Source organism: uncultured Stenotrophomonas sp. (assembly GCF_963519125.1).
Lineage (GTDB): Bacteria > Pseudomonadota > Gammaproteobacteria > Xanthomonadales > Xanthomonadaceae > Stenotrophomonas.
The window spans coordinates 186405-204024 of the sequence record NZ_CAUQLJ010000009.1; the positions used below are offsets into that span (position 1 = coordinate 186405).

The window sequence follows — 17620 nt, forward strand, 5'->3', positions numbered from 1 at the left end:
GTATCAGGGTGCCGAGCGCGCGGTGGCCGGCGGGGTCGCCGTGGCCAGCTGCGACGACAGCGCGTCGTTCTTGTAGAACGTGTACGACAGGGTGATGGTCTTGATGTTGGCCGGCAGGTCCGGGTCGACGATGAAACGCACCGGCATGTCGCGTTTCTCGCCGGCCACCAGGGTCTGCGCGGTGAAGCAGAAGCATTCGGTCTTGCTGAAGTAACCCGAGGCCTTGGCCGGGGCCACCGACGGCACCGCACTGCCAACCAGTGCGTGGTCGCTGTCATTGCGCGCGTAGTACAGCGCTTCGTTGAGCTCGCCGGGCACCACGTCCATGCTCAGCTGCTCGGGGTGGAAGGCCCACGGCAGCTTCGAATTGACCCCGCCGTCGAACTCCACCCGCACGGTGCGCTTCGCAGCCGCCGGACCGCCCGCCGCCTGCGCGCCGGGTCCACGTTCCAGGCGCACGCCGAACACCTTCTCGCAGGCGATGCGGTACAGCGGCACCAGCGAGAAGGTCAGCACGAACACCGCCACTGCCACCCCGATCAGGCGCGGCAGCCCGGCGCTTGGCGCGGGCGTGGCGGGGCGCGGGTCGTTCATCGGCCGAGCACCCCGGTCAGGATGAAACCGACATACACCGCGATGGCCACCGCACCCACCCACAGCGCGGTGCGGCGCGCACGTTGGCGGCGAACGGCCAGATCCTGTTGTTGCGCATCATGCATGGCGCACCTCAGTGAGTGATGTCGTCGTGGGCCAGGTCGCCCGGACGGATGACCGGCGGCACGGTGAAGGTATGCGCCGGAGCGGGTGAAGGAACGGTCCATTCCAGCCCGCGCGCGCCTTCCCAGGAGCGGTCGGCGGCCTTTTCACCGTTGCGCAGCGAGGCGATCAGGATCGCAGCCATCATGAACGGGGTGGCGAACATGCCGAACGCGCCGATCGAGCTGATCAGGTTCCAGTCGGCGAACGCCACGCTGTAGTCGGGAATACGGCGCGGCATGCCGGCCAGGCCGAGGAAGTGCTGCGGGAAGAACAGCAGGTTGACGAACACGATCGACCACCAGAAGTGCACCTTGGCCCACTTCTCGCTGTACATGCGCCCGGTCCACTTCGGCCACCAGTAGTACACCGCGGCAATCAGCGCGAACACCGCGCCGGTCACCAGCACGTAGTGGAAGTGGGCGACCACGAAGTAGGTGTCGTGGTACTGGAAGTCGGCCGCCACGATCGCCAGCATCAGGCCGGAGAAGCCACCGATGGTGAACAGGATGACGAAGGCCACCGACCACAGCATCGGCGCCTCGAACGTCAGCGAGCCGCGCCACATGGTGCTGACCCAGTTGAACACCTTCACGCCGGTCGGGATCGAGATCAGCATGGTGGCGAACATGAAGTAGATCTCGCCACCCAGCGGCATGCCCACGGTGAACATGTGGTGGGCCCAGACGATGAACGACAGGAATGCGATGGCGGCGGTGGCGTACACCATCGCCTGGTAGCCGAACAGCGGCTTGCGGCTGAAGGTCGGGATGATCTCGCTGACCACGCCGAAGGCGGGCAGGATCATGATGTAGACCTCGGGGTGCCCGAAGAACCAGAAGATGTGCTGGTACATCACCGGGTCACCGCCACCGGCGGCATTGAAGAAGCTGGTGCCGAAGAACTTGTCGGTCAGCAGCATGGTCACCGCGCCGGCCAGCACCGGCATCACCGCAATCAGCAGGAAGGCGGTGATCAGCCAGGCCCAGCAGAAGATCGGCATTTTCAGCAGGTCGATGCCCGGCGCACGCATGTTCAGCACGGTGGCGATGATGTTGATCGCACCCATGATCGAACTGATGCCGGCCACGTGGATCGCGAACACGCTGAAGGCCACGTTGTAGCCGCCCTGCAGCGACAGCGGCGGATACAGCGTCCAGCCACCAGCCGGCGCACCACCGGGCAGGAACAGGGTCAGCAGCAGCAGGCTGAAGGCCACCGGCAGCAACCAGAACGACCAGTTGTTCATGCGCGGCAGCGCCATGTCCGGCGCGCCGATCTGCAGCGGGATCATCCAGTTGGCGAGGCCGACGAAGGCCGGCATCACGCCACCGAAGATCATCACCAGCGCATGCACGGTGGTGAGCTGGTTGAAGGTTTCCGGCTTCACGAACTGCAGGCCCGGCTGCATCAGCTCGGCGCGGATGATCACGCTCATCGCCGCACCGATGATGAACATGATGAAGCTGAAAAGCAGGTACAGCGTGCCGATGTCCTTGTGGTTGGTCGAGAACAACCAACGTTCGACGAACGACTGCTGATGCCCGTGATGCCCGTCGTGATCAACTGCGGTATGCGCCATCGCAACTACACCTCATTGGTTCCGCTGGTAGCCACGCGCATCCTGCAGCGCGCGTGGTTCGATGATGTCAGGCGTCTTCCGGCGCCGGAGCGGGTGTTGCGGCCGGGACTGCCGGTGCTTCACCCGGCGTGGCTTCCGGCGTCGCTTCCGGCGCGGCAGGCGCTGGCGCGGGGTCTGCCGCCTTCGGACGCTTTTCGGCCAGCCACTTCTGGAAGTCTTCCTTCGAGACCGCCTCGACCACGATCGGCATGAAGCCATGGTCCTTGCCGCACAGCTCGGCGCACTGCCCACGGTAGACGCCGACCTGCTCGATGTTGGTCCACGCCTCGTTGATGAAGCCTGGAATGGCGTCCTGCTTCCAGCCCAGTGCGGGCACCCACCAGGCGTGGATCACGTCATCGGAGGTGATGACGAAGCGCACCTTGGTGTCGACCGGCAGCACCAGGCGGTTGTCCACGTCGAGCAGGTAGTGCGGGTGGCTTTCGCGGTCGGGCACCTTGCCGCTCTGCCGGACCCGGTCCGATTCGCGGTCCAGGCGGCTGGTGAAGGTGACCTCTTCGCCCAGGTATTCATACTTCCACATCCACTGGTAGCCGGTGACCTTCACGGTCATTTCGGCGTCGCGGGTGTCGTAGAACTTGATCAGGTTGGCCGTGGCCGGCCAGGCCATCACCACCAGGATGATCACCGGGATGACGGTCCAGATCACCTCGGCCTTGGTGTTGTGGCTGAAGTTGGCGGCGACCGCGCCCTTGGATTTGCGGAACTTGAAGATGGCATAGAACATCGCGCCGAACACCAGCACGCCGATGACCGTACACACCCACAGCGAGAACATGTTGGATTCCCAGGCCAACCGCGAGCTCTGGGTGACCCCCTTGCCCATGTTGAGCTGCCACGGCTTGGGGTCGGCCGATTGGGCCCACGCCAGTGCCGGCGCCATCAGCGCTGCCCCACACCCCACTGCCTTTGCGAACTGCGTGCCCCACTTTCTGCGTTGCTTCATTGCCTAGACCCTTAGCGTCGTCGGTTGCAGCCATCGCTGGCCACGAGCAAGCCTACTTTTCGGTCGCAGACGCACCCCGGGGGGTGAGCACGCAGTGCGACTGCCAGCTGTACGCTGAACGTCCCGATGGTAGCCCTGCTGTCGCGCGAGCCGCAAGGGTCCATTCACAATTTCGGAGATGGTGCAATACAGCATAAGCCTCGGCGGCCGATTTGACGAAAATGGCACACTTTTGAACGTCCCCTCTGGATCCGCCGAATCCCCCTGTATGAAAGGCTATGGCCGTGATCGGGAGGACCTGCGAACTTGCTTGCAGGGACAAAAAAACGATTAAAATGGTCAAGTTCTCCACGAGCCAACCGGCATGACCGCATCTTCCGCGCTTCCCCCTGCCCCGGCCTCGTCCGGCGCCTCCCGCCCGCCGCTGCTTTCACCCGAGCTGCCGGTTGTTCCCAACGCGTTCCGCCAGGCGATCACCGATGCCTGGATGAAGGACGAGGCCAGCCACGTGCGCGAGCTGCTGGCGCAGGCGCGCCTGCCGGCCGACGAGCAGGCGGCCGTGCAGGCCACTGCCGCCGACCTGGTGGCACGCGTGCGCGTGCGCGCCAAGGACCAGGGCGCAATTGAAGCCTTCATGCGCCAGTACGACCTGGGCAGCGAAGAAGGCGTGCTGCTGATGTGCGTGGCCGAAGCGCTGCTGCGCATTCCCGACCAGGACACTGCCGACAAGCTGATCCGCGACAAGCTCGGCGAAGCGGACTGGAAGAAGCACCTGGGCGGCAGCGACTCGGTGCTGGTCAACGCCTCCACCTGGGGCCTGATGCTGACCGGCAAGCTGGTGCAGATGAACGATGCCACCCGCGCCGATGCGCCCAGCGCGTTCAAGCGCCTGGTCGGCCGCGTGGGTGAGCCGGTGGTGCGCCTGGCCGTGCGCCAGGCGATGAAGATCATGGGCCACCAGTTCGTCATGGGCCGCACCATCAGCGAAGCACTGGCGCGCTCGCACAAGGGCGACAACGCCAGCTATCGCTACTCGTTCGACATGCTGGGCGAAGGCGCGCTGACCATGAAGGACGCGCTGCGCTACCTGGAAGACTACCGTCGTGCGATCCACGCCATCGGCGGCGATCACAAGGCACGCGGCGGCCGTCCGGATGGCGACGTCAACAATGCTCCTGGCATCTCGATCAAGCTGTCGGCGCTGTACCCGCGCTACGAGCACGCCAAGCGCGAGCGCGTGCTGAAGGACCTGGTGCCGGGCGTGCTGGAACTGGCACAGCTGGCCAAGAGCTACGGCATCGGCTGCACCGTCGACGCCGAAGAGTCCGACCGCCTGGAACTGTCGCTGGACATCATCGAGCAGGTGTTCTCCGACGCCTCGCTGGCCGGCTGGGATGGCTTCGGCGTGGTCGTGCAGGCCTACCAGAAGCGCACCCCGTACACGATCGACCATCTGGCCGACATGGCACGCCGCGCCGGTCGCCGCCTGCAGGTGCGCCTGGTCAAGGGCGCCTACTGGGATGCCGAGATCAAGCGCGCGCAGATCGAAGGCTATCCGGGCTACCCGGTGTTCACCCGCAAGCAGAACACCGACGTGTCCTACCTGGCGTGCGCCAAGCGCCTGTTCACCCATGCCGACGCGATCTACCCGATGTTCGCCACGCACAACGCGCACACCATCGCCGCAGTGCGCAGCATCGCCAATGGCGGCGTGTACGAGCACCAGAAGCTGCACGGCATGGGTGACGATCTGTACGCCGAAGTGGTGCCGGCCGATCGCTTGAACCTGCCCTGCCGCGTGTACGCCCCGGTCGGTTCACATGAAGACCTGCTGCCGTACCTGGTGCGCCGCCTGCTGGAAAACGGCGCCAACTCCAGCTTCGTCAACCGCATCACCGACGAGCGCGTGCCGATCGCCGACCTGATCCGCGATCCGGTCGAGATGGTGTCCTCGTTCGAATCGATTCCGCATCCCAAGATCCCGCTGCCGGTTGACCTGCTGCGCAGCCAGAACCACGACAGGAAGAACTCCATGGGCGCCAATCTCGCCAACGACAACGAACTGCGCGCCCTGGCCGAGCAGATCAACGCGGCTGTGAAGCCCTGGCAGGCCGCTCCGCTGGTACCGGGTGCGAACCCGGCCGGCGCCGCGCTGCCGGTGACCAACCCGGCCGACACCCGCGAAGTGGTCGGCCAGTGGCTGGCCGCCGACGCTGCCACCGTGCAGAAGGCCCTGGCCAATGCCGTGGCCGCGCAGCCGGCCTGGAACCGCACACCGGCCGCCAGCCGCGCCGCCATCCTCGAGCACGCCGCCGACCAGCTGGAAGCGCGCATGCCCGAGTTCATGGCGCTGTGCGTGAAGGAAGCCGGCAAGAGCCTGCCCGACAGCATCGCCGAAGTGCGCGAAGCGGTGGACTTCCTGCGCTACTACGCCAAGCAGGCACGCGAGCAGTTCAGCCACGCCGAGAAGCTGCCGAGCCCGACCGGTGAATCCAACGAGCTGCAGCTGCACGGCCGCGGCGTGTTCGTCTGCATCAGCCCGTGGAACTTCCCGCTGGCGATCTTCCTGGGCCAGGTGGCCGCTGCACTCGCCGCCGGCAACAGCGTCATCGCCAAGCCGGCCGAGCAGACCAACCTGATCGGCTACTACGCGGTGAAGCTGCTGCACGACGCCGGCGTGCCGGCCGAGGTGGTGCAGTTCCTGCCGGGCGACGGTGCCACCGTCGGTGCCGCGCTGACCGCCGACCCGCGCGTGGCCGGCGTGGCCTTCACCGGCTCCACCGAGACCGCGCGTGCGATCAACCGCGCGATGGCTGCACGTGACGCCGCGATCGGCGTGCTGATCGCCGAAACCGGCGGCCAGAACGCCTTCATCGCCGATTCCTCGGCGCTGCCGGAACAGCTGGTCAAGGACGCGATCGGCTCGGCCTTCACCTCCGCCGGCCAGCGTTGCTCGGCCGCGCGCGTGCTGTTCGTGCAGGACGACATCGCCGACAAGGTGATGACCATGCTGGCCGGTGCGATGGCCGAACTGAAGGTCGGCGACCCGGGCCTGCTGTCCACCGACGTCGGCCCGGTGATCGATGCCGACGCGCTGCAGATCCTGCGCGAACACGCGCTTCGCATGGAGAAGGAAGCGCGCCTGATCGCCGCCGCCGAACTCAGCGAAGCGGCCGCTCACGGCACCTTCTTCGCGCCGCGTGCGTACGAACTGAAGAACCTGGACCAGCTGCACAAGGAAATCTTCGGGCCGGTGCTGCACGTGATCCGCTGGAAGGGCGACCAGCTCGACGCGGTGATCGACCAGATCAACGCTACCGGCTACGGCCTCACCCTGGGCGTGCATTCGCGCATCGACGAGACCGTGGACCGCATTTCCTCGCGCATCAACGTGGGCAACGTGTACGTCAACCGCAACCAGATCGGTGCGGTGGTCGGCGTGCAGCCGTTCGGTGGCCAGGGTCTGTCGGGTACGGGTCCGAAGGCCGGTGGTCCGCACTACCTGCTGCGTTTTGCAACGGAAAAGACCGTCACCGTGAACACCACGGCGGCCGGTGGTAACGCTTCGCTGTTGACCCTCGGCGATTGATTCCAGTCGAAGGCGCTTAACGAAAAACCCCGCTGAAAAGCGGGGTTTTTTTGTGGGTCAGGCGGTGTGGATCACTCTGCTTCGATGGACTGGATCTCGTCGCGCATCAACAGCTGGTCGCCCATGTAGCGCTCGAACTTGATGCGGCCAAAACCGGGCGCGTACCAGGCTTCGATGCGGTTGTCTTCGAAGGTCGCGGTGACGTGGCAGGTGTTCTTGAAGGTGCGCGGCTTGAAGCTGATATCTGCTTCCACGTCTTCGAAACCGACGAAGGTGTAATCGGAGAAGCCGTCGTAGTCGATCGGGGTGACGGTTTCTTCGACATGATGGGTGCGTTCGCCCTTGCCGTTGACCTCGAAGCGTTCGCCGGGCTTGGCGCTGGCCGGGAAGGTCGGCGCCGGCTTGAAGGTGTCGGTCATCACCGGCTGCGAGGCATCACCGCCCCAGGCCGAGATGCCGTAGCGGTCTTCGCCGAGCAGTTGGCGGCCGCTGGCATCGTAATAGCTGGCCCTGCCGACGCCGCCGCCGGCGCTGTGCACCTTGATCGCGTCCTGCCCGGCGAAGCTCGCCTTTTCGATGGTCAGTGTTTCATCGCCGGTGGACCAGGTCATTCCCGGGGTGAGGGTAAAGCACGCGGCAAAGTCGGGGGCGGCCAGGGCAGGCGCCGAAACGGCAACCAGACCCAGGGCCAGGGAGGAGCGAAGCAGTGCAGTCGACATGTGTTTCTCCGTGTCATACATCGTGGGGCGTCAGTGCCCGCACGGCGGCGCGGCCGGGCGTGCGGGGACCGGGATTGTACGCTGTGTCATGATCGGCCCATGCGCTCACTGACCCTGCCCCTGTTGCTGGTCCTGTCGTTGTCAACCGTTGCCGGAACTGCCACGGCGCAGGAAGACCGCGTACTGGTGTTCACCCACACCGCGAAATTCCGCCACGATTCCATTCCCACTGCAGTAAGCACGTTGCGCCTGCTGGCCGGGCGCGAGCGCATGGCGGTGGACCAGAGCGAGAACCCGGCCGACTTCAACGACGCCAACCTGGCCCGCTATCGGGTGGTGGTATTCGCCAACACCACCGGCGACGTGCTCGACGCCGCGCAGCAGCAGGCGATGGAGACCTTCATCCGCGCCGGTGGCGGTTTCCTCGGTGTGCATTCGGCCGCCGACACCGAGTACGACTGGCCGTGGTACGGACAGCTGGTGGGCGCGTATTTCAAGAACCATCCCGAAGGCCTGCAGTTCAGCCCGGTGCAGCCCGAACGCGATGGCAAGGCGCAGGGCAATGCGTGGCCGGTGCGCGACGAGCTGTACAACTACCGCAGCAACCCGCGCGGCACGGTGCAGGTGATCGCCACGGTGGATGAGAAGCGCTACAGCGGCGGCACCATGGGTGCCGACCACCCCATTGCGTGGTGCCACGCGTTCGACGGCGGGCGCAGCTGGTACACCGGCCTGGGCCACGACCCGGCGGTATACCGCAATCGCGATTTCCTGGCGCACCTGCGCCAGGGGTTGTTGTACGCGGCGGGTCGCTCGCCGCAGTGCTGAAACGCAGAAGGCCCCGCTTGCGCGGGGCCCTCCGGTACTACGCGGCGCGAACGCCGTGAATCAGAACTTGTACTGGAACGAAGCTGCCAGCACGTCGCCGCGGACCTTGTACTTGCCGTTGAGCGAGTTGCCCTGGTTGTTGGTGGTGCCCGGCACGATCAGGTTCGGATCGTTGGTGAACAGGTGGGTGTAACCGAAGTTGTATTCCATGTTCGCCGACGGGGTCCAGCCCAGGCCGAACGACAGCCAGATGCGGCTGGTATCCGGCACGCGGACGTCGCGGTGCGCGTCGGTGGTCGGGGTCTGGTCGTACGCCACGCCGCTGCGCAGGGTGACGGTGTCGCTCAGCTTGTAGTCGCCACCCAGCGATGCAAAGGTGGTGTCACGGTAGCCGAACTCCAGCACCGAATCCGGCTGCGCCGAAGCGTAGTCGATGGTGACCGAGTCGAAGGCAGTCGACCACGCGGTGCGGGTGACGTCGGCCATCATGGTGAAGCGGTCGGTGAAGTTGTGGGTGACGCTGAAGGTCGCCGAAGCCGGCAGGGTCAGCGTGGCCTTGCCCGAGGTGCTGATGAAGCGACCCGGCTGGGCAACGGCCAGCACGGCGGCAGCGTTGGCCGGCACGTCGAAGGTGGCGTCGCCGCCGGTGACCTTGTGCTCGACCTTGGAACGGTAGCTGATACCGATGTGGGTGTTCTCATCGGGGCTGAACAGACCGCCGACAGTCCAACCCACGGCGTTGTTGTCGCCTTCCACGGTCAGCTTGCCATCGGCGCTGCCCGGGGCGAAGCCCGGCACGCGGGACTGGGCCAGCGCGGTGCCGAAGTCGATGTTGTTGCTCAGTTCGATGGTCAGGTGCTCAACGAACACCGACGCGCCGAAGGACACGTACGGGTTGACGTCGTACGACGCGGCGAAGCCCAGGTCGATCGCCTTCAGGTCGGTCTTCAGGCCGCTGTAGCGACCCACCCAGCCATTGTCGTAGTCGGTCTTGAAGCCGAACGGAGCGGTCAGCGACACACCGAAGTGGGCCTTCTCGCCGATCGGCATGTGGAAGTAGGCAGCCGGAACCGGGGCAATCATGCCGGCGTCGCCGCCGTCACCGCCGGTCTGCGGCTGGCCGGTCGGCTTGCGGCCGGTGCCTTCGTATTCGGCCTTGAAGCTGATGGCGCTCAGGTCGCCCTGGACCATGGTGCCTTCCAGCTGGCGCATGCCGGCCGGGTTGACGGCGATGATCGAGGCGTCGCCCTGGGCACTGCCCGAACCGGCGAAGGCGCGGCCGAGGCCCTTGGCGCTGTTTTCCTTCAGCTGGAAGGCGGCGGCGTTGACGTGGCCAACGGCCAGCACGCCGGCGATGCCGACAGCCAGGGCGGTGACGCGAGCGAGGGTGGAAGCGGTATGCATCGTGTGTTCTCTCCGGAATTGCGTGTGGTTTTGGCTACGCGCGCCTGCGTCACCGCTCGCCCCGAAAGGCTTGCAACAACGCGCCGGATTCCCCTCCCGACATACGACGCCGTATGCGAGTATACCCAGACCGGTTAATGAAACAATAACGTTGGTGGCGGTTCTGGCTATTCAGGCTGAACCCGCCATTTACCCCTTTCCGGCGCCCCGGCGCGCTAGGCTAGCGCCCCATGTTCGTCTCCCTGCCCGCCCGCAAGAAATCTGCCGTCCGCTGGGCCACGCCCCTGCTGTTCGCGGCGCTGTGGGTAGCGTTCCTGTGGTCGATCTCGCGCCCGGGCGACGCCCGCCGCAGCCTGTGGATGGACTGGGGTGCCCTCTCCACCGGGCTGACCCGGCCGCTGGACTGGTGGGCCACCTTCGAGGACGGCAGCGTGCTGCGGCTGTTCACCGCGCTGTTCCTGCATGCGGACTGGTCGCACCTGCTGGGCAACCTGGTGTTCCTGCTGATCTTCGGCCTGCCCGCCGAACGGGTGCTGGGCCCGTGGCGCCTGCTGCTGCTGTTCCTGGTCGGCGGCGCGGTGTCCAATCTGGTGGCCATCTACACCATGGGCAGCCCGGACCAGATCATCATCGGTGCCAGCGGCGCGGTGTCGGCGCTGATCGGTGCCTATCTTGCGCTGTTCCCCGGTGCCCGACTGGGCGTGGTGATTCCGCTGGGCCTGTTCCTGGAATTCGTACGCGCCCCGGCCTACCTGCTGATCGGCGTATGGGCCGCGCTGCAGGTGGTGTTCGCCCACATCGGCCCGAGCTTCGGCATGGTGGCCTGGTGGGCGCACATCGGTGGCTTCCTGTTCGGCCTGCTGTACGGCGTGTACGTGCGCGCGGCGATCGCACGCCGCCTGCGCAAGCGGCACGGCTTCTGAACCCCTGGTGGTGCCGGCCGCTGGCCGGCTCCACGCTCACCCGCTCGTTCGTAGATCAGTCGAGCACGGCTCGACTCTACAGAATCACGGCTTGGCCGGGACCGGTGCGGGCTTCGCTTCCGGCTTCGCTTCCGGCTTCGCTTCCGGCTTCGGTTCGACGTTCGCCTCCGGCTTCGCAGCTGTGGCCTTCGCGGCCTTCGCCGCATCCGCTTTCGCCGCTTCGGCCTTCAAGCGTGCAGCCACCGAACCCGGGTTCTTCAGCTCGGCCAGCGCGTCGTTGATCGGGGCATCGCCCGGCAGCACCGCTCCGGCGTGGTAGCCCTCGGTGCCTTCGTCATCGCCGCGCAGATGGCCCGGCAGGGTCGCTTCGCTGTAGTCGCTCAGGCTGGCCGGCAGTGCGTCTTCCGCCGGCGTGGCGGCCGGCTTCAGTTCAACGTCCGGCACAATGCCGGTGGCCTGGATCGACTTGCCGCTGGGCGTGTAATAGCGCGCAGTGGTCAGCTTCACCGAATCACCGTTGTCCAGCGGCAGCACGGTCTGCACCGAGCCCTTGCCGAAGGTGCGGCTGCCGACCACGCGGGCACGACCGTTGTCGCGCAGCGCGCCGGCCAGGACTTCCGAGGCGCTGGCCGAACCGGCGTCGGTCAGTACCACCACCGGTGCGCCCTTGAGCAGGTCGCCCGGGGTGGCGTCGAAGCGTGCGTCGCTGATCGAGATCCGGCCGCGGGTGCTGACGATGTTGCCCTTGTCGAGCAGGTCGTCCGCCACCTGCACCGCCGCGGTCAGCAGGCCCCCCGGATTGCTGCGCAGGTCCAGCACCAGGCCTTTGAGCTGGCCGCCCGCCTGCTGCTGCAGCTGGGCGACGTGCTTCTGGAAGTCGGCGCCGGTGTCGGCCTGGAACGTGCTCAGTCGGATGTAGCCATAGCCCGACTCCAGCATGCGGCTGCGCACGCTGGTGACGCGGATGGTTTCGCGGGTGATCGTAACGTCGAATGGCTTGGGCTTGCCGTCGCGCACGATGGTCAGCACCACCTTGCTGCCGGCCTTGCCGCGCAGCGGCTCGGTGGCTTCGATCGCGCTGATCGGCTTGCCGTCGATGGCGATGATCAGGTCACCGGCCAGGATGCCGGCCTTGGCCGCCGGGGTGTCGTCGATCGGCGAGATCACCTTCAGGCTGCTGTTGTCCGGCTGCTGCTGCAGCTCCACTCCGATGCCTTCGTAGGCGCCTTCGGCCTGCTCGTCGAAGGCTTCGGCGTCTTCCTTGTCGAAGTAGGTGCTGTGCGGATCCAGGTCCAGCAGCAGGCCACGGATGGCCGACTGCATCAGCTTCTTGTCTTCCACCGGCTCGACATAGGCGGCGCGCACGGCGTTGTAGACGGCCACGTAGCGGCGGATCTCTTCCAGCGGCACCCGCGAGGTGACCGCTTCTTCAGTGGAGGCGGCATCGCCGCCACGTTCCGGAACCTGGGCGGTCTGCTGCGCCCATGACAGCGCCGGCACCAGGGCCAGCAGCAGGGTGGCGGAACGGGCTACGCGCATGAAGCACTCCAGGGTGAGCGTGGGAAAGGCACGCCCGATTATGCGCGAAGCAGGGGTAAATTCCCGTTGAACAACCGCCCCGGCCGCCGGTAGAGCCACGCCCTGCGTGGCTGGGCGCAACCCTACCGCCGCTGCAACCACGAAGACGGATCAACAGGCTGCCCATTACGACGCAGTTCAAAGTACAACGCCGTAACCCCCTGCCCGCCCGAGTTGCCCACCTTCGCCACCGGATCGCCCTTCTTCACCGTGCCGCCGGCATCGCGCAGCAGCGTGTCGTTGTGCGCGTACAGGCTCATGTAGCCATTGCCATGGTCCACGATCAGGATCATGCCGTAGCCGGTCATCCAGTCGGAGAACACCACGGTGCCATCGGCCACTGCGGTCACGGTGCTGCCGGCGGCGGCGCCGATCAGCACGCCGCTGCTGGTCCGCCCGTCCGGCAGCTTGCCGCCGTAGCGGGCGAGCAGGTTGCCCGACAGCGGCCAGCCCAGGCCACCGACCTTGGGCGCGGGGGCCGAGGCCACCGCCGGTGGCGTCTTGCCCGGGCGCGGCGGCGGACGTGTGCCGCTGGCAGCGGCAGCGCGTTCGGCTTTTTCCGCCGCTGCCTTTTCGGCGGCGGCACGGCGTGCGGCGGCCTTGCGTTCGGCTTCGGCGCGGGCGGCCGCCGCGCGCAGGTTGGCCAGCAGCGTTTCCAGCGCCTTGGCATCCTGGCCCAGCGCCTTCTCGCGCTCGCTGCGATCCTTGAAACGCTCATCCAGGCTGGCCACGGTGGCCGCGCGGGTTTTACGGTCGTTGGCCAGGGAAGCGGCCTGTTGCTTCTGCTGCTGGCGGGTGCCTTCCAGGGCCTGCTGTCGTTCCACGATCTGCGCTTCCACCGTTTCCAGTTCGGTCAGGTCGGAGGTGAGCGCCCCGATCCGACGCGCGCGTTCGCGCTGCAGGTAGCGGTGGTAGGCCAGGCTGCGGTTGGCGTCGGCCACCTTGTCCTGCGAGAGCAGCAGCTTCAACGGTGCGTTGTTGCCGATCCGGTACGCGGCGCGGAGCAGCGACGCCAGTTCCTGTCGCTGTGCCTGCAGGCCTGCCTGCAGTTCGCCGCGCCGCTGCTGCAGTTCCTGCAGGGCGCGGGTTTCGCGCTGCAGGGCAGTTTCGGTTTCGGCCAGGCTTCGGCTGGTGCGGGCCACTTTTTCGTCGGCTTCGCGCAGCTGGCGCGAGGCCTGGCCGCGCTGGCCCTCAAGGGTCTTCCGTTCCTGGGCCACGCCTTTCAATTCGGTGCGCAGCTTCTGCAGCTTGCGTTCGGCTTCCTTGGGGTTCTGCGCCGCCAACGGAGCCGCGCCTGCCAGTGTCGCCAGCCCAAGCGCGGCCGACAGCACCAGCGTCCACAGCGGGCCACGCCCCTGCCCGGTGGTCGGATTGTTATGCCGGCGTGAGGAAAAGACGTTGTGGCGCAAGGGCTTTCCAGTGACTTCAGGCAGATGCGGATCGCAGCGCTGCATGGTGACATTCCTGCAGGCGGCCTGCCAGCCGCATACCGGACGACGCACCCATGAAACATCTCTCGCTCCCTCTGCTGTTGGCCATGTCCCTGTCCTGCGGGTCGGCATGGGCGGTGGATGACATCAGCAAGGTCAACGGCCACATCACCGCCGAGGCTGGCCAGGCCTATGGCGATCTCGAAACGGTCAATGGCGGCATCAACGTGAGCAGCGGCGCCACCACCCGCAGCATCCAGACCGTCAATGGCGGCATCAAGGTCGAGGAAGGCGCCAGCACCGGCAGCGTGTCCACGGTCAACGGCGCGATCAAGCTGGGCCCACGGGTCATGGCCAAGGGCAACATCGAGACCGTCAATGGCAGCATCTTCGTCGACCGCGGCAGCCAGATCAACGGTGGCGTGGAAACCGTCAACGGCGGCATCGGGCTGGTCGAAACGCGGCTGAGCAACAGCATCAAGACGGTCAACGGTGACATCACCGTCGGCGTCGGTTCGCAGGTGGGCGGTGGCATCCATGTGGAAAAGCCGAGCTTTGGCATTTCCCTGAGCGCACCGCGCAAGCCGCGGATCATCATCGGGCCGAAGGCGTCGGTGGCCGGTGAGTTGAACTTCGAGCGTGAGGTCGTGCTGTATGTGCACCGCACCGCGTCGATCGGCCCGGTGCATGGCGCCGAGCCCGTACCGTTCGACACCGACACCGCGCCCGCCAATTGATACGCTTTCACCCGGTGCCCGCGCACCGGCCCTTTGTCCCCAGGAATCGATGATGTCCCGCAAACTTCTGTTGTGCCTGGCCGCCACCGCCGCGCTGACCGCGTGCAAGGGCGAGACCACGGCCCCGGCCGCCGCGCCGGCGGCCGATAACGCGCCGGCCGCCGCCGGCCACGCATTCTCCGCCGAGATCAACGCCGGCGATTTCGGCGAGCTGGTCAAGACCCTGTCGTCCGACGAGTTCGAAGGCCGCGCCCCGGGCAGCACCGGCGAAGAGCGCACGGTGAATTACATCCGCGACCAGATGCAGCGCATCGGGCTGCAGCCGGGCAACGGCGACAGCTGGTTCCAGGAGGTGGCGATGACCGAAACCACCGCTGACGAAAGCACCGTGCTGAAGCTGGACCAGGCCGGCAAGCAGCGCGACCTGAAGTTCGGCACCGACATGGTGATCGGCACCCGCAGCGGCCAGCAGGAAGTGAAGATCGACGGCAGCGAGCTGGTCTTCGTCGGCTACGGCGTGGATGCGCCAGAGCAGAAGTGGAACGACTACGCCGGCCAGGACTGGAAGGGCAAGACGGTCGTGATGTTCGTCAACGACCCGGGCTTCCATGCCAACGACGAGACGTTGTTCGATGGCAAGCGCATGACCTATTACGGGCGCTGGACCTACAAGTTCGAGGAAGCGGCGCGCAAGGGCGCGGCCGCCGCACTCATCGTGCACGACACCGCCGGTGCGTCGTATGGCTGGGACGTGGTGAAGAATTCCTGGGCGGGCCCGCAGTACGACCTGCCGGCCAAGGATGATCCGGAGCCGCGCCTGCCGGCGCAGGGCTGGCTGAGCGCCGACGCGGCGCGTCAGTTGTTCGCCGACGCCGGGCTGGACCTGGACCAGGCTTACAAGGACGCCAACAAGCGCGGGTTCAAGCCGGTGCCGCTGAAAGCCAAGATGTCGCTCGACCTGAAGAGCACCATCGCCGAGAAGAAGTCGCGCAACGTGGTCGGCGTGCTGCCGGGTACCAAGCACGCGGACGAAGCGGTTGTGTACATGGCGCACTGGGACCACCTGGGCAAGCATGAGGGCGAGCAGGGCGACAACATCTACAACGGTGCGATCGACAACGCCACCGGCGTGGCAGGCATCCTGGAGATTGCCGACGCCATGGCGCACGAACAGCCGGCGCCGGAGCGTTCGGTGGTGTTCCTGGCGGTGACGCTGGAGGAATCCGGCCTGCTGGGTTCGAAGTACTACGTGAACCACCCGACCTTCCCGCTGGACAAGATTGCCGGTGTGATCAACATCGATGCGATTTCGGTGGCAGGCAAGGCCAAGGACCTGACCGTGACCGGTTTCGGCAGCTCGCAGCTGGAGGACATCCTGAAGCCGCTGGCCGCCGAGAAGGGTCGCACCCTGCACGGCGAGACCTCGGTGCAGAGCGGCTTCTACTTCCGCTCGGACCACTTCAACTTCGCCAAGGCCGGCGTGCCGGCACTGTATGCCGATGGTGGCGAAGACCTGCTGGACGGCGGCGTGGACGCAGGCCGCAAGGCGGCTGAGGCCTACGGCCGCGACCGCTACCACGGCCCGAAGGACGAGTACGACGCGAGCACCTGGAAGCTGGATGGCACGGTGGAAGACCTGGAGCTGCTGCACGGCGTCGGCAGGGCGATCGCGGTGGGTGGCCAGTGGCCGAACTGGTACGAAGGCAACCCGTTCAAGGCCGCCCGCGACGAGATGATGAAGGGCAAGGTCGATACGGCCACGCCCAAGCCTGCGGCGAAGTAAGTCTTTTACATCGTCAGGGTTGAGAAAAAGCGGCGCCCTTCGGGGCGCCGTTTTTGTTTGGTTGGCTATTCTGGCTGTTGAGCCTGTTGCGACTGTTCGGCGTGGGCGGCTTGGGGGGCGTCGTCAGGTGGACCGGCCTCCACTGGCGGGTCAGCCGATGCAGGTGCGTCGACTGCTGTGGGCCAGCGCGTCCAACAGTAGGGATATTCACCAACCTTCGTGGCCAGCCCGGCGCGAACAGGATTTTCCATCAGGTAGTTGGCCTGGTTGAGCAGGGACTGATCTGATCGCACGCAGTGGTCATAGAAACCTGATTGCCATACAGCGCCCTGGCTGCTGCGGTGCAGTTTGACTGCGCGGGAAGATCGGGATTTGAACGCCTGCACGCAGCGGCTGATGTTCCCGTTGCCCAGTTGCATGAGCCAATGCACATGGTCGGGCATGACAACCCAAGCGAGTGTGTGGGATCGCTGCTCGCGGTCGGAACAGCGCAGGGCCTCAACCACGCATTCAACAGTGGCGTCGTCGGTAAAGAGGCGCTCACGACCTGCAACGGTCATGGTGAGCATGTAGTAAGCCCCTTGAAGGGAGCGGCGGCCGATGAGGAGACGTGGGCTGGACATGCCGACAGCGTCGTCCTCCTGCTCGTTGACCGGTATCGGGAAACGATGCGATATGCCGTCAGCCAACCCCGGCAGGGTCGCGTCCCAATCGACGATGTGCATGGATGCACGAGTGGCGCGGTCGCAGGATGCGAAAGAGCGCCCCGCCGAGGTGGTGATCGCGTCATTGGGGCATGACCTGTGATCGGAGGAATCGCTCTTCGATCAGGGTCCATGCGTCACCCTGCTTATTACCGTTATCGGCGGTCGTTTGGGAACCGACCCTACCGGAGCATCACCGGCGTCGTTCAGATGGTGCGCGGTTCATTGCCCGTCGAACACGCAAAAAAAACCCCGCTGCGTGAGCAGCAGGGTTTTGGGTGTAAACCCTGACGATGACCTACTCTCGCATGGCTTGAGCCACACTACCATCGGCGCAGCTGCGTTTCACTTCCGAGTTCGGGATGGGATCGGGTGGTTCCACAGCGCTAATTTCACCAGGGAGACGGTTGGAGCAGCGCATGCATGCGCCAGCTCAGCAGAGGTCTCTTCCGAGAAGCAAACCCCGATGAAAACCAGGGGCCTGCAAAAAAAGGAAAACCCCGCTGCATGAGCAGCGGGGTTTTCGGGGTGTAAACCCTGGCGATGACCTACTCTCGCATGGCTTGAGCCACACTACCATC

The 17620-nt window shown here is 66.0% G+C and carries 14 protein-coding genes and 1 rRNA gene; 5 read left to right on the top strand and 10 right to left on the bottom strand.

The features are described from left to right. Positions 1 to 3: 3 nt before the first annotated feature. The 4 genes from RYM47_RS10115 to coxB form a co-directional block, all read right to left on the bottom strand. Positions 4 to 594 carry a cytochrome c oxidase assembly protein gene (locus RYM47_RS10115; RefSeq protein WP_070208837.1) on the bottom strand — a complete coding sequence of 197 codons (591 nt, stop codon included), beginning with the start codon at positions 592 to 594 and terminating at the stop codon, positions 4 to 6. Next, positions 591 to 719: a hypothetical protein gene (locus RYM47_RS10120; protein ID WP_256123623.1), complete on the bottom strand. Its 129-nt coding sequence runs from the start codon at positions 717 to 719 to the stop codon at positions 591 to 593. Before RYM47_RS10120 ends, RYM47_RS10115 begins: the two co-directional genes overlap by 4 nt. Before the next feature lie 8 nt (positions 720 to 727). Beyond that, a complete protein-coding gene (gene ctaD, locus RYM47_RS10125) occupies positions 728 to 2338 on the bottom strand; it encodes a cytochrome c oxidase subunit I (RefSeq protein ID WP_315387635.1) in 1611 nt (536 codons plus the stop codon). A gap of 67 nt (positions 2339 to 2405) precedes the next feature. Next, on the bottom strand, positions 2406 to 3344 hold the full coding sequence (coxB, locus tag RYM47_RS10130) for a cytochrome c oxidase subunit II (protein WP_315387636.1): 939 nt from the start codon (positions 3342 to 3344) through the stop codon (positions 2406 to 2408). Between the two features lie 364 nt (positions 3345 to 3708). Between coxB and putA the strand changes: the two genes are divergently transcribed. Further along, positions 3709 to 6933 (top strand): bifunctional proline dehydrogenase/L-glutamate gamma-semialdehyde dehydrogenase PutA, encoded by a 3225-nt coding sequence (gene putA, locus RYM47_RS10135; RefSeq protein WP_315387637.1) that lies wholly within the window; start codon positions 3709 to 3711, stop codon positions 6931 to 6933. Positions 6934 to 7004: 71 nt separating this feature from the next. Here putA and RYM47_RS10140 read toward each other — a convergent pair whose 3' ends face one another. Next, positions 7005 to 7652: a hypothetical protein gene (locus tag RYM47_RS10140; protein ID WP_315387638.1), complete on the bottom strand. Its 648-nt coding sequence runs from the start codon at positions 7650 to 7652 to the stop codon at positions 7005 to 7007. A 99-nt stretch (positions 7653 to 7751) separates the two neighbouring features. On the opposite strand from RYM47_RS10140, the gene RYM47_RS10145 reads away from it, so the two are divergent. Next, positions 7752 to 8480, top strand: a complete 729-nt coding sequence (locus RYM47_RS10145; protein ID WP_315387640.1) for a ThuA domain-containing protein — start codon at positions 7752 to 7754, stop codon at positions 8478 to 8480. A gap of 60 nt (positions 8481 to 8540) precedes the next feature. Here the strand turns inward: RYM47_RS10145 and RYM47_RS10150 are convergent, their stop codons facing one another. Beyond that, positions 8541 to 9884 carry an outer membrane protein transport protein gene (locus tag RYM47_RS10150; protein WP_315387642.1) on the bottom strand — a complete coding sequence of 448 codons (1344 nt, stop codon included), beginning with the start codon at positions 9882 to 9884 and terminating at the stop codon, positions 8541 to 8543. Positions 9885 to 10114: 230 nt separating this feature from the next. On the opposite strand from RYM47_RS10150, the gene RYM47_RS10155 reads away from it, so the two are divergent. Further along, a complete protein-coding gene (locus RYM47_RS10155; protein ID WP_315387643.1) occupies positions 10115 to 10807 on the top strand; it encodes a rhomboid family intramembrane serine protease in 693 nt (230 codons plus the stop codon). An 84-nt stretch (positions 10808 to 10891) separates the two neighbouring features. On the opposite strand, the gene RYM47_RS10160 is transcribed toward RYM47_RS10155, so the two are convergent. Together RYM47_RS10160 and RYM47_RS10165 are read right to left on the bottom strand one after the other, a co-directional pair. Further along, the gene (locus RYM47_RS10160; RefSeq protein WP_315387644.1) at positions 10892 to 12346 is read right to left on the bottom strand and encodes a S41 family peptidase; all 1455 of its coding nucleotides are present in this window, start codon (positions 12344 to 12346) and stop codon (positions 10892 to 10894) included. A gap of 122 nt (positions 12347 to 12468) precedes the next feature. After that, complete coding sequence (locus RYM47_RS10165; protein WP_315387645.1) at positions 12469 to 13794, bottom strand: peptidoglycan DD-metalloendopeptidase family protein; 1326 nt, start codon at positions 13792 to 13794, stop codon at positions 12469 to 12471. A gap of 95 nt (positions 13795 to 13889) precedes the next feature. Between RYM47_RS10165 and RYM47_RS10170 the strand changes: the two genes are divergently transcribed. Next, positions 13890 to 14552: a hypothetical protein gene (locus RYM47_RS10170; RefSeq protein ID WP_315387647.1), complete on the top strand. Its 663-nt coding sequence runs from the start codon at positions 13890 to 13892 to the stop codon at positions 14550 to 14552. 52 nt (positions 14553 to 14604) lie between these two features. Then, positions 14605 to 16335 (top strand): M28 family metallopeptidase, encoded by a 1731-nt coding sequence (locus RYM47_RS10175; protein WP_315387648.1) that lies wholly within the window; start codon positions 14605 to 14607, stop codon positions 16333 to 16335. Between the two features lie 65 nt (positions 16336 to 16400). Here RYM47_RS10175 and RYM47_RS10180 read toward each other — a convergent pair whose 3' ends face one another. Both RYM47_RS10180 and rrf read right to left on the bottom strand, forming a co-directional pair. Continuing rightward, entirely contained in the window at positions 16401 to 17060 is a 660-nt protein-coding gene (locus RYM47_RS10180) for a transposase (protein WP_315387649.1), read from the bottom strand. Positions 17061 to 17324: 264 nt separating this feature from the next. Further along, positions 17325 to 17439 (bottom strand): 5S ribosomal RNA (gene rrf / locus RYM47_RS10185). Positions 17440 to 17620 lie beyond the last annotated feature (181 nt).